The 23524-nt window shown below is 61.2% G+C and carries 23 protein-coding genes and 2 pseudogenes; 16 read left to right on the forward strand and 9 right to left on the reverse strand.

Annotation, left to right across the window (positions count from 1 at the left end):
• Window positions 1-1019: 1019 nt before the first annotated feature.
• Together AC3FNH_RS03570 and AC3FNH_RS03575 are read left to right on the forward strand one after the other, a co-directional pair.
• On the forward strand, window positions 1020-1250 hold the full coding sequence (locus AC3FNH_RS03570; protein WP_488719091.1) for a hypothetical protein: 231 nt from the start codon (window positions 1020-1022) through the stop codon (window positions 1248-1250).
• 173 nt (window positions 1251-1423) lie between these two features.
• On the forward strand, window positions 1424-1708 hold the full coding sequence (locus AC3FNH_RS03575) for a hypothetical protein (protein ID WP_276097746.1): 285 nt from the start codon (window positions 1424-1426) through the stop codon (window positions 1706-1708).
• 128 nt (window positions 1709-1836) lie between these two features.
• On the opposite strand, the gene AC3FNH_RS03580 is transcribed toward AC3FNH_RS03575, so the two are convergent.
• From AC3FNH_RS03580 to AC3FNH_RS03590, 3 genes are all read right to left on the reverse strand, one after another.
• The gene (locus tag AC3FNH_RS03580) at window positions 1837-2079 is read right to left on the reverse strand and encodes a hypothetical protein (RefSeq protein ID WP_488719245.1); all 243 of its coding nucleotides are present in this window, start codon (window positions 2077-2079) and stop codon (window positions 1837-1839) included.
• A gap of 51 nt (window positions 2080-2130) precedes the next feature.
• Complete coding sequence (locus tag AC3FNH_RS03585) at window positions 2131-2400, reverse strand: GTP cyclohydrolase (RefSeq protein WP_488719092.1); 270 nt, start codon at window positions 2398-2400, stop codon at window positions 2131-2133.
• Between the two features lie 255 nt (window positions 2401-2655).
• A complete protein-coding gene (locus AC3FNH_RS03590; protein WP_488719093.1) occupies window positions 2656-3174 on the reverse strand; it encodes a hypothetical protein in 519 nt (172 codons plus the stop codon).
• Between the two features lie 1153 nt (window positions 3175-4327).
• Between AC3FNH_RS03590 and AC3FNH_RS03595 the strand changes: the two genes are divergently transcribed.
• From AC3FNH_RS03595 to AC3FNH_RS03615, 5 genes are all read left to right on the forward strand, one after another.
• Window positions 4328-4660: a carboxylesterase family protein gene (locus AC3FNH_RS03595; protein ID WP_488719094.1), complete on the forward strand. Its 333-nt coding sequence runs from the start codon at window positions 4328-4330 to the stop codon at window positions 4658-4660.
• A gap of 70 nt (window positions 4661-4730) precedes the next feature.
• Window positions 4731-5312, forward strand: a complete 582-nt coding sequence (locus tag AC3FNH_RS03600) for an NAD(P)H-dependent oxidoreductase (RefSeq protein WP_488719095.1) — start codon at window positions 4731-4733, stop codon at window positions 5310-5312.
• A gap of 274 nt (window positions 5313-5586) precedes the next feature.
• Window positions 5587-8304 carry a bifunctional acetate--CoA ligase family protein/GNAT family N-acetyltransferase gene (locus tag AC3FNH_RS03605; protein WP_488719096.1) on the forward strand — a complete coding sequence of 906 codons (2718 nt, stop codon included), beginning with the start codon at window positions 5587-5589 and terminating at the stop codon, window positions 8302-8304.
• A 138-nt stretch (window positions 8305-8442) separates the two neighbouring features.
• Window positions 8443-8883 carry a hypothetical protein gene (locus AC3FNH_RS03610; protein ID WP_488719097.1) on the forward strand — a complete coding sequence of 147 codons (441 nt, stop codon included), beginning with the start codon at window positions 8443-8445 and terminating at the stop codon, window positions 8881-8883.
• Between the two features lie 216 nt (window positions 8884-9099).
• Window positions 9100-9993 (forward strand): amino acid ABC transporter substrate-binding protein, encoded by an 894-nt coding sequence (locus tag AC3FNH_RS03615; protein WP_276097753.1) that lies wholly within the window; start codon window positions 9100-9102, stop codon window positions 9991-9993.
• Window positions 9994-10222: 229 nt separating this feature from the next.
• On the opposite strand, the gene AC3FNH_RS03620 is transcribed toward AC3FNH_RS03615, so the two are convergent.
• Window positions 10223-12514 carry a heavy metal translocating P-type ATPase gene (locus tag AC3FNH_RS03620; protein ID WP_488719098.1) on the reverse strand — a complete coding sequence of 764 codons (2292 nt, stop codon included), beginning with the start codon at window positions 12512-12514 and terminating at the stop codon, window positions 10223-10225.
• Window positions 12515-12526: 12 nt separating this feature from the next.
• A pseudogene (locus AC3FNH_RS03625) lies at window positions 12527-12838 on the reverse strand (cytochrome b); the annotation flags it as partial.
• 1869 nt (window positions 12839-14707) lie between these two features.
• Between AC3FNH_RS03625 and AC3FNH_RS03630 the strand changes: the two are divergent.
• A complete protein-coding gene (locus AC3FNH_RS03630; protein WP_488719099.1) occupies window positions 14708-15949 on the forward strand; it encodes a hypothetical protein in 1242 nt (413 codons plus the stop codon).
• A 285-nt stretch (window positions 15950-16234) separates the two neighbouring features.
• On the opposite strand, the gene AC3FNH_RS03635 is transcribed toward AC3FNH_RS03630, so the two are convergent.
• On the reverse strand, window positions 16235-16630 hold the full coding sequence (locus AC3FNH_RS03635) for a hypothetical protein (RefSeq protein WP_488719100.1): 396 nt from the start codon (window positions 16628-16630) through the stop codon (window positions 16235-16237).
• A gap of 59 nt (window positions 16631-16689) precedes the next feature.
• Here AC3FNH_RS03635 and AC3FNH_RS03640 point away from each other — a divergent pair, with 59 nt between their 5' ends.
• The 6 genes and pseudogenes from AC3FNH_RS03640 (at window position 16690) to AC3FNH_RS03665 (ending at window position 18863) form a co-directional block, all read left to right on the forward strand.
• The gene (locus tag AC3FNH_RS03640; protein WP_488719101.1) at window positions 16690-16968 is read left to right on the forward strand and encodes a hypothetical protein; all 279 of its coding nucleotides are present in this window, start codon (window positions 16690-16692) and stop codon (window positions 16966-16968) included.
• Between the two features lie 160 nt (window positions 16969-17128).
• Window positions 17129-17614: a lecithin retinol acyltransferase family protein gene (locus AC3FNH_RS03645; RefSeq protein ID WP_488719102.1), complete on the forward strand. Its 486-nt coding sequence runs from the start codon at window positions 17129-17131 to the stop codon at window positions 17612-17614.
• A 102-nt stretch (window positions 17615-17716) separates the two neighbouring features.
• Window positions 17717-17959: a hypothetical protein gene (locus AC3FNH_RS03650; RefSeq protein WP_276097760.1), complete on the forward strand. Its 243-nt coding sequence runs from the start codon at window positions 17717-17719 to the stop codon at window positions 17957-17959.
• A gap of 41 nt (window positions 17960-18000) precedes the next feature.
• Window positions 18001-18168, forward strand: a pseudogene (locus AC3FNH_RS03655) (nitroreductase family protein); the annotation flags it as partial.
• 47 nt (window positions 18169-18215) lie between these two features.
• On the forward strand, window positions 18216-18458 hold the full coding sequence (locus AC3FNH_RS03660) for a hypothetical protein (protein ID WP_276097761.1): 243 nt from the start codon (window positions 18216-18218) through the stop codon (window positions 18456-18458).
• A 150-nt stretch (window positions 18459-18608) separates the two neighbouring features.
• Complete coding sequence (locus tag AC3FNH_RS03665) at window positions 18609-18863, forward strand: hypothetical protein (protein WP_488719103.1); 255 nt, start codon at window positions 18609-18611, stop codon at window positions 18861-18863.
• Between the two features lie 48 nt (window positions 18864-18911).
• Here the strand turns inward: AC3FNH_RS03665 and AC3FNH_RS03670 are convergent, their stop codons facing one another.
• The 3 genes from AC3FNH_RS03670 to AC3FNH_RS03680 form a co-directional block, all read right to left on the reverse strand.
• Complete coding sequence (locus AC3FNH_RS03670; protein ID WP_488719104.1) at window positions 18912-19481, reverse strand: TraR/DksA family transcriptional regulator; 570 nt, start codon at window positions 19479-19481, stop codon at window positions 18912-18914.
• Between the two features lie 90 nt (window positions 19482-19571).
• Window positions 19572-20246 carry a dienelactone hydrolase family protein gene (locus AC3FNH_RS03675; protein ID WP_276097764.1) on the reverse strand — a complete coding sequence of 225 codons (675 nt, stop codon included), beginning with the start codon at window positions 20244-20246 and terminating at the stop codon, window positions 19572-19574.
• A 31-nt stretch (window positions 20247-20277) separates the two neighbouring features.
• Window positions 20278-20781, reverse strand: a complete 504-nt coding sequence (locus AC3FNH_RS03680; protein WP_276097765.1) for a BCAM0308 family protein — start codon at window positions 20779-20781, stop codon at window positions 20278-20280.
• Window positions 20782-21107: 326 nt separating this feature from the next.
• Here AC3FNH_RS03680 and AC3FNH_RS03685 point away from each other — a divergent pair, with 326 nt between their 5' ends.
• On the forward strand, window positions 21108-21704 hold the full coding sequence (locus AC3FNH_RS03685; RefSeq protein WP_488719105.1) for a rhomboid family intramembrane serine protease: 597 nt from the start codon (window positions 21108-21110) through the stop codon (window positions 21702-21704).
• Window positions 21705-21827: 123 nt separating this feature from the next.
• Window positions 21828-23462, forward strand: a complete 1635-nt coding sequence (groL, locus tag AC3FNH_RS03690; protein WP_488719106.1) for a chaperonin GroEL — start codon at window positions 21828-21830, stop codon at window positions 23460-23462.
• The last annotated feature ends 62 nt before the right edge of the window (window positions 23463-23524 follow it).

Genomic DNA, 23524 nt, shown 5'->3' on the forward strand with positions numbered 1-23524 from the left:
GATCTGACAAAGGGGCGCATCAACTATCGTCACAAGTCCTGAGCGAATCCGGCGTTTCCGCGCTCCCGAAATAGCGACCACTGTTGACGCCACCATGGAATGGGCCATCTTCCTCTTCATCCAGGTCCGAACGAGAGTACAACCTTTGGCTCCACATAGCACTCCCATCCACGAAGCAACAATACACGGCGCAAGCCAATAAGATCCGAGGTGCAAGATGCAGCGAGAAGAATCCTCCTGGCGCTACGCGCCGAGGTCCAGGCCTCGATGACCGATCTTCAGCTTGGCAAGGCCCTCGGCAATGTAGAGCCGTCCGGGCTAGCCCATCATCTCCTGCTCCTGCAGGACCATGGACTGGTGGAGAAGACCCCAAATATAGCGTGGCGCCTGACAGATTCGAGCGATAGAGTTTCATTGACTACGGTGGGAAAGCTCCGTATAACTGATTGTGCAGGATCTTCAAGCAGCCATGCCAACCGCATTGACTCGTCCGCTTCTACGGGGCGCGCGTCTTCAATGCCGTCTCCTTGATCTTCTCGCTGCGCCGCACTTATTGAGGCGTGGATTGCTGCAAGACAACCACGGAGACGAGTACATCCTTGATCCCGAATGCCTGGAGCGCGGTAACCCCGTGCATCGCAACGCAAAGCGTGCGAATCCACGCATCAGCCACCATTGGTTAGCCTGCTTCTCTTCTATTCCGCCTTCTCTCACCCGGGATAGCTGAACCGCTGACTGTAGAGAAAAGCCTTTCATTTACGGAGGGAAGCGTGTGTTGGCAGTCTACTCTTCCAGTTTTATCTTATTTGTCCTCTCGCAGTTACTTGAGTGGAACCGACGACGAAGCGAAATGCCGAGCAGAACGCTCCATTGGCTGAGTGCGGTCACCTACTCCGCCTCATTACTGGTGATGGTATGTACCGTTGCAAAGATGGTCATAACAAACTAAGACATGCGCTGGTTGACGAGCGCCAACCATGCGGGCACGAATGAGTTGGCTGTGCCAGGAATATCGAGGCATGTACATACATGTCGCGGCATTCGAGGCTTCCCGTGATTCTATTCGCACGGGCGCTCCCGGGCCGAAATGGGGCTATATGATGGCCATCCGCTATACAGTGGACAGGGACGATCGAATGTTTTGTGAATCATTCGACGAAGAGGATGATTACTACACGCGCACGGCGGCCGAGCAGGCAGCCGTCCACTATGGAAAACTCGCTGTCGATATTATTCATGGCTTGGCTTGAGGCGCAGCCGTGTGTCGCCTTGAAGAGGCACAAGCCGATTCCATGAGTTGTTCCGCAGCGACTCAGACAAGACATAAAGTAAGGCCACCGTGGATAGTCTCAAATCTTGATGGAATACCCGAACGACGTCGCGAAAAGCGACGTACAGGAACCTGCCCACACTTGGAGTGACGATGGACAACTATCCAGCAGCAAACTACAAGGGCTTTGATATCTACCCGTTGGTCTATAAATTCGACGCACCTCGCAAATGGCACGAGCGCCGGCCAGACCGCTCATACAGTGCGTCCGTGGTCATCTGCCGGGAAGGTGAACCACCTGGCGGCACGAGCGCGCGCGTGTTCCACGTTCCAGATATGCACTGGTCTGACCTAGGGTTAGCGAAGCGTGCGGCCATGCAACACGGCGAACACATTATCGAAGGCCAAGTCGCAGGTGAGTCGCTAGCCGGTCTTTGATCGAAGACGCCGAAACCCTTCTTCAGAATAAAACTTACCTACAGACGCATACTCCTGACGAAAAGCAGGAGTGTGCCCTATGGCCGCAAAGACGCGCGTTTCAGGTGGATTGCTTCAGCCGAGGCTCGCTACTTACCTTCGTCCGGCACGTTGTACATCTCGCGTAGCTGGCTAGCGAACGGGCGGATCGCCTCCAGGCACGCGGCGCTGTTGCCGCCCTCCATAGTTGACAGATTCCAGTTGCAGCCTCCTGCATCCGCGGCATGCCAGAACACGTCGCCAAAGCAAGCGCCCTCGCATTCAGAGAATTTTTCCTGTTCCGAACGAAGCATGGCGCGCAGTTCGGCCTTGTTCTTGATCTGTCTTGACATGATGTCTCCCCTTTCTCTTTCGATCTGAGCCTGTGGCATGGCCGACGCGGGCTACCTCGCCTTGACGAACGTCGACATACCGTCGATCGCGTCCCTGGCTGACGACAAGGCCAGCGCGATGGCAGCATGCGGCGCGCTTGCGAAATGCTGGATCATGGGTGGCAACTGTCTGCGAGAACCCATTCCTGTACTAACTTGTGTGATCGTTACGGTAGCGAGGAAGCGCGGCTGAACCAAGTCGCCGCCGGGGACTGCACCGGGTACGTGACGCACCCTCGCAGATACCCGGAAGCCTTTGTAGATTGCGTTGTTCTGAGACATGTTGGTCTCCTTTCATCACCGAGCATACGCGGATAAGCCGGGACGTGTCCGATTTACTTTCGGCGACAAGGCTAGCAATGTCATCGCGAGCCTTAGCCTCTCCATAATCAAACGCTGCATCGATGCTGCTCAACCATAGGCACCCAGCAATTTGACCGTCAAACTTCCTGGAGCAGTTCGGGCTTCCCCTTCTCGTTCAGGCCGCGTAACGTACGTTTCCGGGAGCGCATCGACACGGTCGATCCGAAGCGGCAGTCATAGCCATCTGAAATTCGGCATCAGATCGCTATGCTCGTCGACCCCGACGCCGCCCAGTTCGTTGATGAGCTGCTTCAGGGCTTCCTTCGATCGCGAATCGCAACTGACGCTCATCAGCAATTGGCCCGGTGCAAGGTGCGCATTCTGCCGCCACAGTGCAAGGCGACCAATCTTGCCGCCGACCAATCCGCCGACCCACCATCCGATCATGGCGCCAAGCATGACAGCACCAACATACGCAACGGCAGTGGCACTGGCGCCGGCGGAAACGCCGTATCTGAAGATGACAAGCGCGCCGACGATCGCGCCGACGAAGATTCCTGTGATCGCCGCCTCTTCGCGGTACGTGGTCTGACCGAGGTCGATCCTCGGCAGTCCGTCGACGGGCTGATTGTCGCGCTGGACAAACCACGGCCCTGCGACGAGTGCCTGGGTACTGGCCAAATCGCCCAATCGCGCTTGTGCCAGTTGCGCGGTGGCGGTGTCTCTCAGACTGAAATACAGGAGCGTACGCATGAAGTTACCTCACGCAATCTCAATTTCCATTTCTGACGAGCCGGCGGATGCTTGCTTGCTTACTGCGACCGATGCTCCTGATGGCCCTGGTTCGGGTGCAGGACGGTGACCGCAGGTCGGGCCAGCCTTCATTGACGGCGCGATCCCAGTCAATCAGCAGCGTGATTGCCTGACGCCATCTGGGCGCTGCCAATCGCATGACTCCGAATCGCTGGGTGTTTCCCTTCGGCGGCCTGCCGACCTGGCAGTCGCGTAGAAGGCGTGTGATATGTATGGCCCGGTAAGTGGTCTCTGCAGATTCTTTCGGCACGATATGTTCCTTCATCGCCTGCCAGGCTGGCATAGTGACGGCAGTGTTGAAAAATTGTCACCGTTGTGGGCAGCGATCTTCCATTGCCGGCGGGAAATCATTTCCACCCATATCGCATTGCTGGAGATCGTTACGGAATCGTCATCACGATGAGAGCACGGCTCCGCCAACCTGAAACGCGGAAGTGCAGCAACGAAGGCGGAAACCAACCTTGCGATCGGTCTTGCGGAGAAGAGTCGCCCTTGCCAGACATCGGTTGCATCGATCCCGGCGAAAGACTGGCTTGCCTGGCTACTGGGGGATTGGGCGAACGGCGGTCGCCGCGTGGCATCTTGCATGAATGTTCCAGGAATCCCCATGAGTGACTTCAGGAGTCACCAGTCCTAAGACGTCATCGAGGGGGAAAGCCCGGAAACGAGTGATAGGCGGACCAGAAGCACTTCGCTTCTGAAACGCTGTACCTAACAGTATAGGGGGGCGATGCACACCGTCCTAACCCGCTTACAAAATTGGTCAGGCAGGCGCTGCGTCACGCATCTGCGGTGCCCGCTAGCGCGGACCGCTCGTCCGCTTCTGGCGCTACACTTAATCGGATGGCCAGCGCCGTTCCCGCGGCCGACACCGTCTCCGCCTCCACGTCGACACAAGGTCAGAATGAACCGCCTTCGATACTCGGTGAATCTGTCCTATGAGATCCTGGATCCCACAGGAGAAGCAATTGGAATGCCGCCGATGTCGGGGCGGGAACTTCCAGGACTTGCTTGCCCTTGATCCAGCGCAAAGCAGGCGCAGCCCTTCATTGCTATTCACAATCTAAGTGCCCGCCTTTTGGGGGAGCCGCCCATGTACGCGATTGTCGAAACCCGTCGTGGCAAGTTGCGAGGCCTCCGGCGTGATGGCGTGTACGCGTTCAAGGGTATTCCATATCCTGCCCCACCGTTCAGCATTAAAAGACTAAGAAGGCCGCAATCCGCAGCACCCGGGAGTGGCGTAAGGGATGCGCTCTCGCATTGGCCTGACACCGCCACAGTCGCTCGCCGACGCGATGCACCAGGCCCTGGGTTGCGTTCGCCGCCAATGGCGCGATTGCGGCTGGCCCACCTACAATCCGGTCCACAGGTCAGCGATGCGCTTCGACACGCCGTCTGCCCTCGTACACGATCCGTTGGCCGTTAGGCTAGCGCTCTGGCACGGCGTGCATTAGTACGTTGTACGGCTGGTCTCCCCCAACAACTTGGCCCACAGCATGTCCAAGCGTATCGTGATCATCCAGGGGCATCCAGACCCATCGGGCCATCACTTGCTGCATGCACTGGCCGACGCCTACGCTCAAGGCGCGACCACGGCGGGACACGTCGTACGGCGCATCGAGGTGGCGAAGCTCGACTTCCCGCTTCTTCGCACGCAGGCTGAGTTCGAGACTGGCATATTGCCTCCCGCTTTGGAGCAGCCAAGGGAGGACATGCGCTGGGCGGAGCATTGGGTCTTTCTGTTTCCGCTGTGGCACGGAACCATGCCGGCGCTGTTCAAGGGTTTTCTCGAACACATCTTTCGGCCCGGCTTTGCCATGGATTACAAGAAGAAAGGGATCCCCAGACGATTGCTCGCCGGCCGCTCGGCACGCATCGTCGTGACCATGGGAATGCCGGCGCTGCTGTATCGCTGGTACTTTGGCGCATACGGAGTTCGCGGCTTCGAGCGAAGTGTGCTGAGTTTCGCCGGGATCAAGCCAATCCGCGAGAACCTGTATGGGCTTACCTTTGCCAGCGAAAGAACATGTACCCGTTGGATGGAGAACATGCGTGAAAATGGTGCGCGCGGGAACTGACCGGAGCGTGGCAGACCCATGCGGCCCATTTGCTACAGCTGGGCGGCTGCAAGTCTGCAACGGCGGGCTAACGGATAGGCAACGCGTCAATTAATTGCTTGGCTGGGAAGCCGGCGGGTTGATCCATCCAGGCTGGCCACTTTGAAATCGCCAGCCGCGCATTATTTATGCCCCCACGTTTCCGCTTGCGCCATGTCAAGGCTGTTCGCGCGCCAGTGCCTATGGTGAATCGTTGCCCGTTGTCGCGACTGCAGGGCGCCCGCGGAACTTCGTCATGAGCATCAGAAACCTCGAGAGCTTGTTCCGTCCCCGCTCGGTGGCCGTCATTGGGGCCACCGAGCGGCCGCATAGCGTTGGCGCCACCGTGCTGGCAAATCTGCGCAACGGTGGCTTCGCCGGCGCCGTTCTGGCGGTGAATCCCAAGTATCGCACGCTCGGGACCGAGCCCTGCTATCCCGCCGTTGACGCCTTGCCGTGTCAACCGGACCTTGCCGTGATCTGCACACCGCCAGCCACCGTGCCGGCCCTGATTGAAGCACTGGGGCGCCGCGGCACGCGGGCCGCGATCGTGCTGAGCACAGGCCTGGCCGTCCTGGCCAATCAGCCGCAACAGCCACATGAAGATCTGCGGCAGCAGATGTTGGATGCCGCCCGGCCATACCTGCTGCGCATCCTCGGGCCAAACTGCATTGGCCTGATCTCGCCTACCCTCGGCCTGAATGCCAGCTTCGCCCCCGGCGACGGCCTACCCGGCACGCTGGCGTTCGCCACCCAGTCCGGCGCGCTGGCCACCGCGGTGCTTGACTGGGCCCGCCCTCGCCAGATCGGTTTCTCGCACTTCATCTCCCTTGGCGACAGCGCGGACGTGGATGTGGCCGACGTGCTCGATTACCTCTCGGGCGACCCCGGCACGCGGGCGATCCTGCTCTATGTGGAAGCCATCCGGAATGGCCGCAGGTTCATGTCAGCTGCACGTGCGGCAGCTCGCAGCAAGCCCATTGTGATCGTCAAAGCTGGCCGCGCGCCCGAGGGTGCGCGCGCGGCCGCCTCGCACACCGGCGCGCTAGCCGGTCGCGACGACATCTATGACGCGGCGATCCGCCGCGCCGGCATGCTGCGCGTCGCTTCCACCGAGGACCTCTTCGACGCCGTGGAAACGCTGGCCAGGGCCCGGCCGGTCTATGGGAACCGGCTCGCGATCATCACCAACGGTGGCGGAGCCGGCGTCATGGCGACCGATGCGCTGATTGGGCTCGGCGGCAAGCTGGCCACCTTGACCGCCGACAGGCTGGCCGTACTCGACGGCGGGCTGCCGCCAACGTGGTCCCGCGCTAACCCTATTGACATCATCGGCGATGCGCCGGTGACCCGATACCTGCACGCATGCGATGCGCTCAGCCGCGCGACCGAGGCCGACGCGGTGCTGCTGCTGCATGCGCCGACAGCGATCGTCCCAAGCGACGAAATCGCCACCGCGGTCGTTTCAGCCAGCCAGGAAGACGACCTGCCGCTATTCACCAGTTGGCTGGGGGGTGATTCCGTAGTACGTGCGCGCCAGCTTTGCAGGCACGCCGGCATCCCGACTTATGACACGCCGGAGCAGGCAGTGATGGGCTTCCTGCAGGCAGCCGAGTACAGGCGCAACCAGCAATTGCTGATGCAGACACCGCCATCCGTGACAGATGACTTCCAGCCCGACCGCCAGCGGGTCCGTGACATCGTCGACACTGCGCTAGCGCAAGGGCGAGCCATGCTGTCGGAGCAGGAAAGCAAAGCGATTCTGGCCGCCTATGGCATTCCCATAGTCCAGACGCTGGTTGCGCCAGACGCCGACGGTGCCGCCGCGCTGGCCATTTCCCTGGGTTTTCCAGTTGCACTCAAGATCGACTCTCCGGACATCACGCACAAGTCTGACGTGGGCGGCGTCCTGCTGGACTTGCCCGACGCTGCCGCCGTGCGGGCCGCCGCACGGACCATGTCGGCGAGAATCAGCTGCCTACGCCCGACGGCGCGCCTCGCAGGCTTCACCGTCCAGCCCATGGCGAACCGTAACGCGGGCATCGAACTGATCGTGGGCATGGTTGCCGATCCCGTATTCGGTCCGGTCATCCTGTTCGGCCATGGCGGTACGGCCGTGTCCCAGATTCGTGACCACGCCATCGGCCTGCCACCACTGAATACCGTCCTGGCCGCCGAGCTGGTGCAACGTACGCGGGTGGCGTGCCTGCTCGCCGGCTACCGCGACAAGCCTTCGGCCGATCTGGAGGCATTGAATGCTGCCCTGGTGCGCGTGTCGGCACTGGTGTGCGACGTGCCGGAAATCGCCGAACTCGACATCAACCCGCTGCTGGCCGGCCCGGCCGGCGTGCTTGCGCTGGACGCCCGCATCGGCATCCACATGGCACAGGGTGCCGCGCAGGACCGGCTCGCCATCCTGCCCTACCCCAAGGAGCTGGAAGAACGCATCACATGGAACGGCACACCCTTGATGCTGCGTCCCATCCGCCCGGAAGACGAGCCCGCCATGCGAGCATTCTTTGAACAGCTCACGTCCGATGACATCCACACGCGCTACTTCTGCAGCTTCCGCGACCCCGGCCATCCCAGGCTGGCCCGCATGACCCAGATCGACTATGCGCGCGAGATGTCTTTAGTGGCGGTGGCCGATGGTCATGAGGGTGGCCCGCACATCCTCGGTGAAGTGCGCGCCGCGGCAGATCCGGACAATGCCGTCGCCGAACTCGGCGTGGTGGTCCGTTCCGACTGCCAAGGCAAGGGACTCGGGACGTTGCTCCTGCAGCGACTCATCGCCACGTGCCGTGCTCGCGGCACTCGGACGCTGGAGGGCCATGTGCTGTCCGGTAATCGCCCCATGCTGGACCTAGCCCGCCGCGCGGGCTTTTCCGTGAGCGCCGAGGCAGGCGCGGATGCCGTCCGCATCCGTCTGGAGCTGGGTCGCGCTGTCGCTCCTGGGTCCAATCCAGGCACTTGAGGTGTGTCAAGCCCGCCGGGCGTGCGCGATCTACCCTCCAGTCAAGGAATGGCACTATGCCGCCCCTCACCGCCGAACGCGAGGTTGCGAGCATGTACCAAAGGATTCTGGTCGCGACCCGCTGAGGAGAGCCACCCCATGTACCCAGACAAGTTCCGCAAGATGATCACCCTGGCCCTGGCCGCCGCCATGACCCTGTCCCACGGGCAGCCACGCCCGCTGCTGGACGTGCCGGAGGTCCGCGAGTCGGCGGGCATCCTCTATGTTTCAGGGGGAGTCGGCACGGACGACGTCAGCCGCATGCGCGCGCTGGCGCCGCGCTTCAATGTCCGGATCCGTTTTCAGGACCAGTCGGATGGCACCTCGCTTTCCGACGTCAAGGTCGTGGTGCTCAACAAAAAAAACGAACGAGTGCTGCGGCTGGTGACCGAAGGTCCGCTGCTGTATATGAAGATGCCGCCCGGCCGCTATCTCCTCGCTCTGGCCTATCAGGACAACGTCCAGGAGCGGACCATCAACGTTGGTCGCGCAGCGCAGGATATGACCTTCACCTTCCGAGTGAACGAACTGGAAGATTGATTGCGCGATGGGAACGCTCACTGCAAACGACAAGGGGAATGAAGACGGCTCCGCGCCGATTGAGCTCGGCCCTGCCGCATCGCCCCCCATTGACCTATGTCAATCGTACTTTCGAGATAGCACCTAGATTCACATCAGAGATCCGTGGCGGCTACACGTTGCGGGTCACAAGCCAGTGTCGCCCAACGATGTTCCAGACGCGCGTGGAGAGCAAGAATGAAAACAATTCGCACAATCGTTCCTACCGTCATCGTGGCTAGCTTGGCGGTCGCCGCAGCAAATATCTGCGCCCAAACACTGGAAAAGGTCGCTGCGACAGGCAAGATCACAGTCGCTTATCGCGAGGCGGCGGTTCCATTCAGCTATCTGCTTGGCCCGCATAAAGCCGTCGGCTTCTCTGTCGACCTGACGCAAGCCATCATTGACGATGTGCGAAGCCAGCTGAAGAAGCCTACCCTCAAAGTTGAATACATCCCTGTAACCGGACAGAATCGTATTCCGCTACTGGTTAATGGTACCTACGATCTGGAGTGTGGCTCAACTACCAATACCAGCGCACGTGGCAAGGAAGTGGCATTCTCGATCAATTTCTTCTACGCAGGAACGCGTCTTCTGGTCAAGCGCGATTCTGGCATAGGCAGCTATGCAGATTTGTCGAAGAAGACCGTGGCGAGCGCGGCCGGCAGCACGAATGAAAAGGTGATGAAGAAGTATAGCGCCGACAACAATATCGATGTCCGGATGGTTTCCGGCAAGGACTATGCGGAGTCTCTGCAGTTCTTGGAAGGCGATCGCGCGTCAGCACTGGCCCTGGATGATGTTTTGCTGTTTGGCTTGCGCGCCAATTCTAAAAACCCTAATTCGCTTGAAATCGTAGGGGACACCCTTCAGGTCGAACCATACGCCTGCATGATCCGTAAGGACGACCCAGAGTTCAAGAAGCTGGTGGATGGAACCCTCACGCGACTGATGAAATCCGGGGAATTTACCCGGCTCTATCGGAAGTGGTTTGAATCGCCGATACCACCGGCCGGCGTGAACTTGAGTATGCCGATGAGCGAGCCACTGCGGGCTAACCTTAAGGTCCGTAGCGACAAGCCGGCACAGTAATACTCTTGCATTGAGCCCATGGGAATGAGAGGAGGCACCGTGGTACCTTTCCCATTGAGTGAGGCTGGCGAACAGTCGTGAGACTATGGTGCCTTCCCTGGGGTATGTTGTGCATATGCGGGAAGCTGCGGCGGCATCCGAAACTCACCGCCGGCCTGGAGAGCCGTGTCTGCTACCGGTTGAATCCGCAAATCGATTCGGACGAAAATTGGATAGCTGCGCGGGGTCGTTATCTTTCCTTCCCAAGTACATGAAACAATTCGTCCTCCTGCGCACAATGCAGTCGAAGGATGGCGTCCAGACCATACAGCAAACGTTGTAACTCCTGCACCGTACGCCAGTCCGGCCCCTCCGATGGCAGTTGAGCAATGGTTCTGTCCAAAACGGTCGTGAGCCGGAAGATTTCGCGATGCATCCCGCTCATGGCCGCCATGGGATCATCCCCGCCGAGCAAACGTGCCACGTCCGGATAAAGGTGCATATCGTCGCTACGCTCGTGCGGCACCAGGACCTTCGTCAGCCAGCGGTTCAACGCCTCTAGCTCGGCGTGTGCTGTGCGCCCTTGCATTTGGGGCAGCATGTCCGCCACGGAGCGTATCCTGCTCATGATGGGCTCGAGCGCGGCATGCTCGGCTTTGAGGCGCGCCACATCCGCCTCATCCAGGCGGCCCTGCTGCTCCCGGGAATCCGCCCGCAAAGCACGCAGCGCATTGGCTATTGCAAGGATATCGATCCCCTCCTGCAGGATCGCGCCCGCCAGAGGTGGCAAGAAACCCAGTCCTGCCGCGAGCATTGCGGCAACCGACAGCGTCATCCCCATCTCCACGCTCAGGATCGCGATGCGGCGGGTGCGGCGCGCAATTCGCACGGCATCGACGAGGCGATCGAGCCGGTCCACAAGCAGTACCACGTCCGCTGCCTCCGAGGAGGCAGCCGCGCCACATGCCCCCATCGCAACGCCGATATCCGCTGCGGCCAGCGCGGGTGCGTCATTGACGCCATCCCCGACCATGATCACGGTGCCCTTCCGGCGTGCGCAATGTATCGTTGCCAGCTTGTCGCCGGGAGACTGCTCTGCATGGATTTCGACCACGCCGAGCATAGCACCGACCGCCTCCGCGATATCCGCGCGGTCTCCCGTGAGCATTGCCTGGCGCGTGACGCCCTCCTTGCGGAGCAGGCGAAGCGCGCGCGGAGTTTCCAGGCGGATACTGTCGGCAAGCTCGATCACGCCAGCGAGATAACCGTCGATGCTTACGAACACGGTCGATACCCCACTGATCCGGACACGCCGGATGACGTCCTGCGCCCACTCTGTCACATCACTGTTGCCCACGGCGTACGCAAGCGAGCCGAGCCTGACGACCTTCCCCCCTACCACTCCCTGCACGCCCGCGCCAGGGCTTTCCTGCACGTCGGAAGGCGCGAGCAGGTCCATGCCGCGCTTGCGCGCGGTCATCGTCACGGCATCCGAGATGACATGGTTCGACGCCTGGGCCAGGGAGGCGGCAGTGGCGAGCACTGTCTCCGGCAGGTAGCCCTGCGCACATTCGATGCCGACCAGCCTAGCGACTCCTCCCGTGAGCGTGCCGGTCTTGTCGAAGAACAACGTATCGGCTTTGGCGAGCCCTTCCAGCGCGCCGCCGCCCTTGACGAGTACGCCGCGCCTCGCGCAACGCGACATTCCCGAAACAATCGCCACAGGCACTGCGAGGATGAGCGGACACGGCGTCGCAACCACTAGGATCGCAAGAATGCGTATTGGCTCACCGCTCCACAGCCAGCTTGCACCGGCAAGCAGCAGGGTGAGTCCCATGAACTGCAAGGCATACCTGTCGGCGAGCCGCGCCGAAGGACTCCGCTCGGCCTGCGCGGCGGCGACCATGCGTACGATGCCAGCAAACGTGCTTTCCGCCTCCGTGGCGGCCGCCACCATTTCCAGCGCGGAGCCGGCATTCAGCGTGCCGCTCTGGATCGACTCGCCCGCAACACGCTGCCGGATGGCGGACTCACCCGTCAGCGCGGACTCGTCCAGTTCCGCAGGCATCATCAGGGCACCGTCCACGGGCACCACCTCCGCGTGCCGCACCATCAAGCGGTCCCCGGGACGGACTGCTGAAACATCGACCTGCTTCCATTGGTCGCCCTCCAGCCGGTTGGCCCGCCTGGGAGCGTGACTCAGCAGAGCAGTCATCTCCCGCCGGGCGCGGGATTGCGCGTAGTCCTCAAGTGCGCGGCCGCTCGCCAGCATCAGTGATACGACCGCAGCCACGAGAAACTCTCCGAAGAACAGCGCGACCACGATCGATAGTAACGCCAGCGCATCGATGCCGGATTGCCGCCGGATCGCGGCGGCAGCACTCGAAATTGCCAGTGCAATCGCATTAGGCAATGTTCCGGCTATCCAGAGCCACTGGGCCAGCGTCTCGCCTTGCACTTGGCGCGCAACAAGGCCTCCCGCCAATGTCACGGCGGAGACGGCAAGGAGAACGCTGTTAAGCCGCTCAGTGGGCAGGCGCATTCCAAACCCCCTCTACGACATGCGGCGCAGGACGCCGCCCTTCATGACAAACTCGTGCCAGAGCGCGGCGGCGGCATGCAACCCGACGAAAATATAAACGAGGGTCGCACCGGATTCGTGGATGTCCTTGGCGAGGTGAGCGAACCCGTCATGCTGACCGAGAAAAAGGGGCCACGTCATGCCGAATGCCTCGAAGGGCTCTCCGGCCCACGCCACCGCCAGCACGCCCAGGACCGGCATGGCGAACATCAGCAAATAGAGAATGCCATGCGTACGCTCCGCAATGCGCTGCAGCAGCCTTGGTCCCGTGCACCACCGGTGCCGGTTGTGCCGCGCCGTCGTGCGAAAACGACAAGCAGGTCAATGCGATCCACGCACGGACACTGTAAGGGTATCTGAATGACATCCCTGACTCCAACATGCAGGACAGAGCCCGCCCTCCACAGACGGAAGCACGTGCACGAATACCGGCGAGACGCCGGATGACGGGAATCAGGAGAACTGCGGAGGTGCCTGGGCGGGGGGCGGGTGACTGAAGCCGTAGCGCCAGCGCGGGACGGGGGCGGGAGGGAACGGAGACCGTCGCGTGGAACCACTGGCAAGCGCCGCCAGCAACACGAGCGTCAGGATCGACACTCCGGGGAGTACCCCTGGCTGGAGCGGCGCGGCCAACGCCAGCGGTCCGATCCCGGATTCGACATCCACTTCGAACGCGTCCCCGCTCGCCAGCGACGAACCGGCATGGGCAGCGGCACGGAAATGCGAATCAGTTTCGGCAGGTAGTCCAGCGTGCATATGCAGCCCAGTCTGTTTCGGAGTTCCGAAATGGCCGTGCAGGAGCGGGGTCAGCAGTTGCGTCAGTACAAAAAGTACTAACACCGCGCCCCGAAACGAGGCACTCGGGATTGCACGTGACATGTGCGCATTGTAATTCAATAAATGCGACCTCGCCCGTCCGTCTTTCCGGATCGCTTCCGCCGCTCTTTTTTCCGTCATTGTTAACGTCGCTGCCGGATAGCGAGCAGGACGACGCTCGTAGCTTCACCGTCCCTGCGCTGGATCAAATTGAAGGTTGGCTCGCGGCCTAGAGTTCGTACAGGGGCCAAGCCGCGGCGAGCTTGAACGCATTTGTCGGTGCTTGGAAAGCCTTATGGCGGACGTCTTCCAGATCGCAAGCCTGTTTCAACGCGGTCTACGGGCAGTTTGAGGACACGGACTTCGGTGGGCTACGCTTCAGGATCACGAATAAATCCAAAGGCCATGGTCGGTGGGATCTGAGAAGCGTGCTGCGACGACGTGCGAGCCTTCGAGATGTATCCGCGCATCGGCGGCTGGCGGTAGTCCGAACCAGTAGGGAGCTGAGCGCAAAGGAATAGGAAGCAAGCTATGTTGGCAACCATACTCTCGTTGGCGTTTGTCGTTTCTGTTTTTGACTACAGCGATTTCGATTGATTCACATGGGCAGAGTGGGAACAACCGCGTCGAATCTGACCGATGAGCAACGCTACGCCCTTGACGGTAAGTGCCAACAGAAGTTAGATCCCGCCCCGGGAGTGAGCGCCGTGGCCCCCGAGTTGGACATGTAAGAGCAGACACTGCACAACTGGATCATCGCCGCAGGGCGATGCCGGGGTGAAACCGGTGACGGCAGAGCAGATGGAGCTATGGCGCCTGATTGTTGCCCATACAGGTCGGCCATCCATCGTACCAATCGTTGATCTACAGCAACGAGGCCCTGAGCTGGAGTTCCAGTGTGAACTCAGGGCGATGATGGTTGTGCACCGAATTGCGAGCTCGTCCCTTGGCATGCGCCCTGCCCTGACGCTCGCGAAATTTCCAACAATCAAATCGCAGACATCGGGGGCTGCCTTGTTTAAAGCATCGTACTAACCAGCCCTATTGATCTCGGAGCATTGTCATGACCATGTCACGTCCATTACGCCTACGACTGTCTCGCGACTGTATTCGGTTGACCGAGCCCTGCTCGGCTCTCTCTTTCTTCTGAAGAAGCCTCGATTCTGGGCGGGATGCTTGTCATATTCGCGATTGAGTCCTCGCGCAAACAGCATGCTCCAGGCTAGCCACTGAAGCGGTTCAGCATGAACAGTACTCGAGTAGACGTCGGCAAGGCATGCGCTCTCTTGCCGCCGCTTCCCAAGCCCATCCTGAGTTCGGTACAACTGGTGAAGCAAAATGATTAGCTCTCGTAGCCTCAGGGTTAAACGACTGCGTGCCCCGTCCGTTTCCGGCGAAGATACCCTACAAAATCAGCAGGACTTCTCGCTCGTCCTCGGCGGGCCCCTCTATCAACTCCTGCTTCGGGCACACTTGTCCGACGATGCGCTACTCCTGGCACGCCAACGCATCCTCTTCATTTCTCTTCTGGCGTGGCTCCCGCTCCTCCTGCTTTCCGCATTTGAAGGGACCCTGCTGAGCAAAAACGCGACGGTGCCATTCCTGATGGACATAGAGGTCCACCTCCGCTTTCTGGTAGCGGTGCCTTTGCTGATCGCCGCAGAACTGGTCGTACATCAGCGCCTACGTGGTATCGCAAATTCCTTCCTGGAGCGGAATCTGATTCCGGAGTCGGCCATGGAGCAATTTGACGCTGCCATTGGCGCTGCCTATCGGCTGCGCAACTCCGTCTTCGCCGAAGCCCTGCTCGTGCTCTTTGTATATGGCGTCGGCGTGCTCGTCGTCTGGCGTCACTATACTGCGCTCCAGGCGGCCACGTGGTATGCGACGCCCGCAGGGGGACATTCAAGGCTCTCGCTAGCCGGAATCTGGTACGGCTACGTAAGCCTGCCGATTTTCCAGTTCCTGTTGATCCGATGGTATTTCCGGCTATTCATCTGGATGCGGTTTCTCTGGCAGGTGTCCCGGATCAGGCTCAGCCTTATCCCGACGCACCCGGATCGTGTCGGCGGCCTTGGCTTCCTCGCCAATACAGTCTATGCGTTCGCGTTGCTTCTTGCCGCGCATGGCGTGATGGCGGCCGCCAATCTGGCTAACCGCATCTTCTTTCTGAAGGCCGCACTGCCAGAGTTCAAGGCGGAGATCGGCATGATGGCTGCCTTCCTGCTTGCCGTGGTGTTCGGCCCGTTGCTGGTATTCGCGCCCCAGCTTGCCCAGGCCAAGCGTAAAGGCCTGAGCGAATATGGCACTTTGGCGGAACGGTATGTCCGCGAGTTTGACGTCAAATGGCTGCGTGGCGGTGGCCCTGCGGACGAGCCCCTGGTAGGAAGTGGCGACATCCAGTCGCTCGCCGACCTGGGCAATAGCTATGAAGTGGTGCGCGGCATGCGCCTTGCGCCCATCACCAGGGATGCCATCGTTCAACTCGCCGCGGCCGTGCTCATTCCGATTGTCCCGCTGGCATTGACCATGATGCCCCTGGAAGAACTCCTAAAGTACTTGTTCGGCCTTTTATTCTAGATAGCCTAGATGGGTTGTATGTCGTTTGCAGCGTCTTGGAGCGCGACGCGTATTGGCGACCGCGCGCTCCTCAATTTAGGATGTGCATAGACTCTCGGCGCCTTTTAGGTGTGAGATGACCGCCGGCGGTCGGGCAGCCAGGAAGGATGGTATGCGGCTTCGGGGGGCAGTCGGGATAGCTGGGGCCTTCATCCCCAGGCCAGACAGGGTGAAACGCTTTCCTGCACAAGAACAATGCATCCCGAACGGCATGGCGGCGAAGCCTGTCTGGCCAAAGACGCTCACCTACCCGGCGATTAACTCATCAGTTCCAGCCGGAATTGTAGGAAAACGCAGCAGAAGATCGACGCCGGCACTACTCCCATTCACGGTAATGCTCTGACTGACAATGACCCCACCATACCTGACCACGGCCCGATAGTTACCGCGTGGCAGGTTCATGTACAGGTACGGCCCTTCACTGAGCACGAGCAACACAATCTCACGCCGCGCATTGAACAGCGTTACTGTGACATCCGACAAGGCGCTGCTGTCCGTGCTGTCGACAAAATGCATGCGGACATTGAACTGCCTTGCCACTCGACGCATAGCAGCGGCTTCATCGCTGCCAATCCCGCCGGTGACAGAGGAGATGCCATTGAGCTGCCTGAACTCCAGCGCGCTTTCTTGGAGAGCGGCCATTGGCACACTGGTAGTGCCTAGCACAGTGGCTGACAGCATCAGGCAGCAAGCCGCAATGAATGTCCGCATCGAACACCTTCTCTATCATCAAGTGGCAACAGGAGATCCATCTCCTGCTTTTCAGCCTAGCTGGCGCTGCCGCTTGCTTCTTGCTGTGGATCAACGACGCAATCCGCGGCGCGAACCCGGCACCCTGGTCTCGCCCGGCCGGCGGACTGCGGCTCGGCTCGACTCCGCAATGGCTACTTGTCGCTCGGGGCATGTCAGATTCCCCTGACAGCGAGTCATCTTCTTCCGACGATGCGCGTTATCTGATGCGTACACCGGCAACCTCCTGAGTCGGACAGCAATCTCGTCCAAGGCTGATTTCGATGAAATGGCGCAAAACCCATACTCCAGTCAAGCACGCCAGCAGTCCGCGGCCGGCGTGCCGGGTCAGGACCGCACGGCAGACCAGGTAGCTTGCCGCGCGCATTGGCAACAGTGAAGGGGCGTGCCATGAACGATGATCGACAATGCATCGAATCCGTACACGACCTCGCCGCCACGGCAGAAGCACTTTTCCCGGGCGCGCACCTTGTAACGCATCGCCGGGGTTACGTTCACCACGGCATCTACGCCGGTAACGGAGAGGTTGTGCACTATGTCGGATTCAAGGAATTCCTGCGCTGCGGCCCGGTCGAGACGACTTCCCTGGCAGACTTTGCCAGTGGTTTTGGCTTCAGCGTCGAAACGGGAACGGCGGCACGCTACATTGGAGCAGAGGTCGTGCGCCGGGCGAAGTCGCGAATTGGTGAGGACGACTACCGCCTTCTCACGAACAACTGCGAGCACTTCTGTACGTGGTGTCTGTTTGGTGAGGGCCGCAGCCAGCAAGTCGAGGCGCTGGTGTGCCACCCATGGCGCGCGATGAATGCGATCATCGGCGTTCTTCTTGGCGTGCATGAACGGACTGTCCATGAAAGCACGGCCGGGGCCTGGTAACCCAGCCGGTACACTGGCGACTTCTCTGGTGGAAGCGCCCGGAGCTTGCGCCCGACGGACACTACCTCTATCCGCGCTGGGAGTCCTTATGGATGATGCGGCATGGGAGGCGTCATTCAAATGGAAGGCAACGGTGCGCCGGTCGAATACGCTGTCAAGATGCGTCGTTTCGCACAGCGCGACTTGTTTTTCGAGATGCTTGGGGAAAAGCGGCTATATCCCGCGAATATGGATGCCCTCGCGCTACGGATTGCTGAGTTTCATCGTGGTCAGCCGAGCGCCCGCTTCGAAGATGGTTTTGGCACGCCGGCTCGGATCAATGCCATTCTTACCCGCCCCGTTTGACGGAGCGCAAGCCCTAGCCGCTCCTGCGGCCTACATTTTAGGCGGAGAACGTTTACCTGTACTGCGCCTCAGCGGGCCTGGGTACTGTCGTGCGCGGCTGGCCTCAGCCGACGCGGCTCGCCGAGCATATGTCGCTAAATGAAGACGAGGAGCCGATCCTCTCCCAGACCGTGGGCAGAGCAGCCGCGCATATCAACGCGCCGACCTGAGCCTCAACCGGGCCTGGATGGCACCTCTACCTCGAGGAGACACTGAAATGATCAAGCATACTGGCAGCCCGGAACAGATCCGCAATGAAATCCTGCGCCGTCTGCAGGAACAGGCCGACCTTGGCGACGCATGCCGCGATTGCGATATCCCGGTCCCGATTGCTGCGGACCCCCGGACAAATAACGGATGCAACTGGCGCATCGAAGCCTTTCCTGGCGTAGCGCCCGCATGCCAGGCCGTGGTCAAGGCGGTTACCGCAGAAATGATGCGGGAGTACGATCTTTCCTGAACACCGGCTTTACCGGTCAGCAAGCAAAGGGCGCAAGCATTCAAACGCACCCCGGCTCCTCTTCCGGTAAGGCCGCGATTGCGGTGCCAGAAACCGGTCTCAGCGTGACTTGTGCCGCGTTTCGGGCATTCATCGTTCCAGGGAGATCAAATGCTAGAAAAAGTGCGGTCGTACAAGGGATTCCAAATTGTGCTATTCGTGCCCGAAACCAATGCGCCGGGCAAGTCGAACGGCCGTGTCAGGATCACCGGGGCAAGCTTGGATGTCGGCGTGTGCTTCACGCCAGACTGGCTGCATTCGCCGGCGACGTCGCAGGACGCCGAGGACTGGCTGTTTGCCTACGCAGCCGGCGCCATCGACTGCGAACTGGCCGGCGGCTTTGGCATGGATCTTGGCCACGATTAGAGCAGCGAACTTGGCGTAGCCGGCCGGACAGCTCGCGCATACACCCTCCTAAACGCGTGCGAACGGCCGCTCATGGCGGCGTTGGCAGGCCATGCAGCGGTTGGCGGTCGGGTAGGCCTGGAGGCGCGAATACGGTATTGTCTGCTGGCATTCGGTGCAAATGCCGTATTGCCCATCTTTCATGCGAACCCTGGCAGCCTGGATGTCCGCAAGTTCCGCACGGTAATGATTCAGCATCGCGTCATCCTGCTGCTGCATGGCTTCGTCGTCAGCGTGATCGACCTGGTCTTGCGCCTCAGGCTGCTTCGGTGACGCAAGCGGCGTATCCGCCGCTCCGACGGCAGCCCGAATTCGCGCCTCATCAGCTTCCAATTGCGCGACGAGTGCCGCCAGTTCCCGTCTTGTCAGCGTTTGCATGAATCGTTCTCCTTGGGCATGGACTGCAACCGCCGGAATGGAAAAGATGTCCGACAGATTTGCGATCCGGTTCAGGTGCGGGTCGACGGTTACCAGCCAGTCGAATTGGTCAGAAAGCAATGCCGCGAAGTGGTGGGGGGAAACGATCGCCCCCGGAGAAAAGACCTTGTCCTGCCGCATATAGGGCAGGTACCGCGCCACCAGGCCAACCCGACTGCCCCGTTCTCACGGGCTGCCGCGGCTAGCGAATGTCGCCTGTCAGCAGCCAAGACTTGTCGGGCGGCGATCCCGCTACCCTGCCTTCCCTTCGGCGCCGCCGGCAAGGTGGTCCCGGAACCAGTTGCTGGCAAGCCTGGCCACCAGCTCCATCGCGCCGGGCTCTTCGAACAGATGCGTCGCACCGGGAATCACCTCCAGCCGCTTCTCGCACGTCATCCATGCCGCCGCACGGGCGCTGAGGTTCACCACGACAGGGTCGGCTTCACCGACGATCATGAGCAGTGGGGAGGCCAACCGGGAGAGCGCCTCATGGCCAGCCAGATCCACACGTCCGCCCCTGGACATCACAGCGTCAATGTGCATGCGCGCCGGCGGGTCGGCTGCGGCTCGTACGGCCGCGGCAGCACCGGTGCTGGCACCAAAGTAGCCCAGCCGAAGGCTGCGCTGCCGCGCCAGACTTTTCACGGACTGTGTCGCCGCCCTCAGCCTGTCGCTCAGCAATGCGATGTCGAATCGGCGCCTGAGGCCAACATCTTCATCGGGGGTCAGCAGGTCAAACAGCAACGTGCCGATGTCCGCGTCATTCAGCATGGAAGCGACCAGGCGATTGCGCGGGCTGTGACGGGAACTGCCACTCCCGTGCGCGAACAGGACAAGTCCGATTGGTGCTTCGGGCATGGCCAGGTCTCCCTGCAGCGCCACGTCGTCTGCGTGGATCAATACCGGTTCCGACGCGATAAGTTTCATTTGCGCCCCCCTTTCTTGTCGGTGCCCAGGGTCAATCTCTGTGCCAGCTCACACGCAATTCGGTTTCCGCATTGTCATAGTCGATCGCAAGCTTGCCATGGTATGCATGATGTACGGCATTGCCGATATCTCGTGCCATATGGACGCCCGTCGTGACGATGACCGTGCCCTGCTCATCCGAGTCCATGGACATCACACGCTCCATAGGATGCTGCGCACGTAGTTGCGCTTCACGGTGCCGGACAAGCGCCAGGATCTCCTTGCGATGCGCGGTCTCGAAGCCGCCACCGAGTACTACCCGCGCAGCCGGTACTCCGTCCGCGATGCGCGCGCACGCCGAGCACACGAGGCGCGCCGCCCCCGGCGGTACCGCACGCCATTGCCAGTGCCCCCGCATGAAGACGGCGTGGCAGACTGGGCATGTCGCAAGTCTCGGCGCTGCGGAGGGTTGCTTGTAGCGGTCCGGAATGTGCTCCACCGGAAATGGGATCCAGCGCACGGGACGGACCTTGACGGACTGGGCTCGGACTTTCATGTGGGACTCCTCGAATCAGGACAATCTGCAGCTACGTGGCAGGCCGCGCCCGCCTCGGAATGCGCCATGCGTAGCGGAATTCGCTCGTCTTGGCAGTCGCCACGACGACATTCGCCGGGCACACAGAACTAAGCTATGCGAGCGGCGGGACTAAGACTTAAGCTGGATCAAGGGAGATGCAGACGCCCAATTCCCTGCCGCTCGCCAAGGGCTCGCGGAGCACAAAACCAGCACCTTTGCATTTGCACGTCCGTTGATACGGAACAATCAGCGTCGCCACGGCTTTCCTATGTTTCAAGCGATCACAACCCAGTGTCGGACAAGGCGTGACGTCGCTGTTGATCTTTCTGAACATCGTTGCATTCGTTGGTGAGGTGCTGACAGACGGGGCGCTGACCATGGAGTTCGCCCTGTGGCCGCCCCATGCCAACGTCGACGCGGACGGCGGCATTGGCTTTGCACCCTGGCAATTGCTGACCTATGGCTTCCTGCATGCCAATCCGGCCCATCTGGCGTTCAACATGCTCGGAGTGCTGATGTTCGGTCGGAGCGTCGAAGGCTGCCTGGGTCCGGGCCGGATGCTCGCCATCTATCTGGCCAGCCTGGTCAGCGCGGGGCTGACCCAACTGACCGTTCTGGGCTACATCGCCCCGGCACACATGCCGACAATCGGCGCATCGGGCGCCGTGTTCGGCTTGCTGCTCGCCTATGCGCGACTCTTCCCGCGACGGATCGTGGTCCTGCTGTTCCCGCCGATTCCCATGCCGGCATGGCTTTTCGCAACGGTATACGCCGTGCTGGAACTATTTCTCGGGCTGTCCGATACCCGTACCGGTATCGCGCACTTCGCGCACCTTGGCGGCATGGCGGGTAGCGCCCTGCTCCTGTGGCAATGGCATGTGCGAGCAGAGGCGCAAAGCTGACCGCCCCGGCACGCCTGGCATCGATGAGCCGTTGATCTCTTGCGTTGCATCAAGAAGCTCACCGCCTTGGCGCCTACGGTAGAGCGATGAGCAACAACTCTGGGCAATTAAGGCGGAGTCACGATGTCCGATAAATCTCTCATCTTCCATCAGAGCGCAAGGCGCATGATGCTTCATGGTGTGGAACTGCTGGCGCGGGCCGTCAAGGTGACGCTGGGACCGGGCGGCCGCAATGTCATCGTGGAGCGCCACGGCATGGTGCCCCTGGTGGCCAACTCGGGCGTGGTCGTGGCCAAGTCGGTATCGCTGCCGGACCCCTTCGCCGATATGGGCGCCCGACTGCTTTGCGAAGCGGCGGTGCGCACCAGCGAAATCGCCGGCGATGGGACCACCACGGCTACGACGCTGGCCCACGCGATCGTGGCGGAGGGTGTCAAGTACGTCGAGGCTGGTCACGACCCCATGCAACTCAAGCGGGGGATCGAAGCTGCCGGCAAGGTGATTTCGGAGTACCTGCTCGCGAATGCGAAACCGTGCGGCAGTACCGAGGAAATGCGCCAGATTGCGACCATCTCGGCCAGCGGCGACCACACCGTCGGAGCACTGGTCGCCCAGGCCGTCGAACACGTCGGCAAGGATGGGGCAATCAGCGTCGAGGACGGATCCAAGCTCGACGACGAGCTGGACATCACCGAAGGGGCACTCATCGACCGCGGCTACCTGTCGCCGCTGTTCGCGACCACCGAGAGTCGCGCCGTCGTCCTCGAATCACCGCTAGTGCTGCTCTGCGACGCGAGCATCTCGTCGATCGCACAATTGCTTCCAATCCTGGAAGCCGTCACCCGGGCGGGAAGGGCACTGCTGGTCATTGCCAACGATGTAGAAGGCGAAGCGCTCGCCACCCTGGTGGTCAACAACCTGCGGGGCGCACTGAAGAGTTGCGCGGTGAAGTCACCCGGCTTCGGCGACTCGCGTACCGAGCAGCTAGCCGATCTTGCGGCCCTCACCGGCGCAACTGTGGTCTCGCCCCAGACCGGCACGTCCCTTGAGCATGTCGGCCTCGAGCAGTTGGGCGAGGCCAGGCGAGTGGAGATCAGCAAGGATGCCACCACCCTTATTGGCTCCGGTGCCGACGCGGGCCGCGTGCAAGGGCGGATCACCGCCCTGCGCGGCCGGCTCTCCGAGGCCCGTTCGGACTACGAGCGTGAAGGACTGTTGCGACGCATCGCGCGGCTGACCGGCGGAGTCGCGGTCATCAAGGTCGGCGCAGCGACGGAGAGCGCACTGCACGAGCGCAAGAACCGGTTCCAGGATGCCATGCATGCGACCCGGGCCGCCGTGGACGAAGGCATCGTTGCCGGCGGAGGCGTGGCGCTAATACGTGCCCGTACCGCGTTGCAGGCGTGGCAGGCACCCAATCCGGAGCAGGCTGCCGGTGCGCGAATTGTCCACGCTGCGCTGGCCGCGCCCATGCGGCAGATCGTCGCCAATGCCGGAGCGGACGCCGACGCGGTGGTCCACCGTGTATGCGAGGGCTCTGGAACGCTTGGCTACGATGCCGGCGGCGAGCGCTATGGCGACATGTTGGAACTGGGGGTCATCGACCCCGTCAAGGTCGTGCGCACTGCGCTGCAAAATGCCATTTCCATCGCATCTTTGTTGCTCACCACCGACTGCATGATTGCCCTGGAGCGCGCTCCTTCCATGTCGGCCGAGGGAGCCGCACGAGGGAGCGCCATGTTCGGTGAGGAGTACTGAGCCCTTCCCTCGGCCAGTTCGCCGATATGATCACGCCGCGCGGGCGGCCAGGGCAAGACCCT

The sequence above is a fragment of the Cupriavidus sp. 22TCCZM01-5 genome (assembly GCF_057798915.1).

What these genes read in the sequence shown, in the direction of transcription:
- AC3FNH_RS03570 (WP_488719091.1), top strand. Translation starts at nt 1,020, where the DNA reads ATGTACATACATGTCGCGGCATTCGAGGCTTCCCGTGATTCTATTCGC.
- AC3FNH_RS03575 (WP_276097746.1), top strand. Translation starts at nt 1,424, where the DNA reads ATGGACAACTATCCAGCAGCAAACTACAAGGGCTTTGATATCTACCCG.
- AC3FNH_RS03580 (WP_488719245.1), bottom strand. Translation starts at nt 2,079, where the DNA reads ATGTCAAGACAGATCAAGAACAAGGCCGAACTGCGCGCCATGCTTCGT.
- AC3FNH_RS03585 (WP_488719092.1), bottom strand. Translation starts at nt 2,400, where the DNA reads ATGTCTCAGAACAACGCAATCTACAAAGGCTTCCGGGTATCTGCGAGG.
- AC3FNH_RS03590 (WP_488719093.1), bottom strand. Translation starts at nt 3,174, where the DNA reads ATGCGTACGCTCCTGTATTTCAGTCTGAGAGACACCGCCACCGCGCAA.
- AC3FNH_RS03595 (WP_488719094.1), top strand. Translation starts at nt 4,328, where the DNA reads ATGTACGCGATTGTCGAAACCCGTCGTGGCAAGTTGCGAGGCCTCCGG.
- AC3FNH_RS03600 (WP_488719095.1), top strand. Translation starts at nt 4,731, where the DNA reads ATGTCCAAGCGTATCGTGATCATCCAGGGGCATCCAGACCCATCGGGC.
- AC3FNH_RS03605 (WP_488719096.1), top strand. Translation starts at nt 5,587, where the DNA reads ATGAGCATCAGAAACCTCGAGAGCTTGTTCCGTCCCCGCTCGGTGGCC.
- AC3FNH_RS03610 (WP_488719097.1), top strand. Translation starts at nt 8,443, where the DNA reads ATGTACCCAGACAAGTTCCGCAAGATGATCACCCTGGCCCTGGCCGCC.
- AC3FNH_RS03615 (WP_276097753.1), top strand. Translation starts at nt 9,100, where the DNA reads ATGAAAACAATTCGCACAATCGTTCCTACCGTCATCGTGGCTAGCTTG.
- AC3FNH_RS03620 (WP_488719098.1), bottom strand. Translation starts at nt 12,514, where the DNA reads ATGCGCCTGCCCACTGAGCGGCTTAACAGCGTTCTCCTTGCCGTCTCC.
- AC3FNH_RS03630 (WP_488719099.1), top strand. Translation starts at nt 14,708, where the DNA reads ATGATTAGCTCTCGTAGCCTCAGGGTTAAACGACTGCGTGCCCCGTCC.
- AC3FNH_RS03635 (WP_488719100.1), bottom strand. Translation starts at nt 16,630, where the DNA reads ATGGCCGCTCTCCAAGAAAGCGCGCTGGAGTTCAGGCAGCTCAATGGC.
- AC3FNH_RS03640 (WP_488719101.1), top strand. Translation starts at nt 16,690, where the DNA reads ATGTCCGCATCGAACACCTTCTCTATCATCAAGTGGCAACAGGAGATC.
- AC3FNH_RS03645 (WP_488719102.1), top strand. Translation starts at nt 17,129, where the DNA reads ATGAACGATGATCGACAATGCATCGAATCCGTACACGACCTCGCCGCC.
- AC3FNH_RS03650 (WP_276097760.1), top strand. Translation starts at nt 17,717, where the DNA reads ATGGGAGGCGTCATTCAAATGGAAGGCAACGGTGCGCCGGTCGAATAC.
- AC3FNH_RS03660 (WP_276097761.1), top strand. Translation starts at nt 18,216, where the DNA reads ATGATCAAGCATACTGGCAGCCCGGAACAGATCCGCAATGAAATCCTG.
- AC3FNH_RS03665 (WP_488719103.1), top strand. Translation starts at nt 18,609, where the DNA reads ATGCTAGAAAAAGTGCGGTCGTACAAGGGATTCCAAATTGTGCTATTC.
- AC3FNH_RS03675 (WP_276097764.1), bottom strand. Translation starts at nt 20,246, where the DNA reads ATGAAACTTATCGCGTCGGAACCGGTATTGATCCACGCAGACGACGTG.
- AC3FNH_RS03680 (WP_276097765.1), bottom strand. Translation starts at nt 20,781, where the DNA reads ATGAAAGTCCGAGCCCAGTCCGTCAAGGTCCGTCCCGTGCGCTGGATC.
- groL (WP_488719106.1), top strand. Translation starts at nt 21,828, where the DNA reads ATGTCCGATAAATCTCTCATCTTCCATCAGAGCGCAAGGCGCATGATG.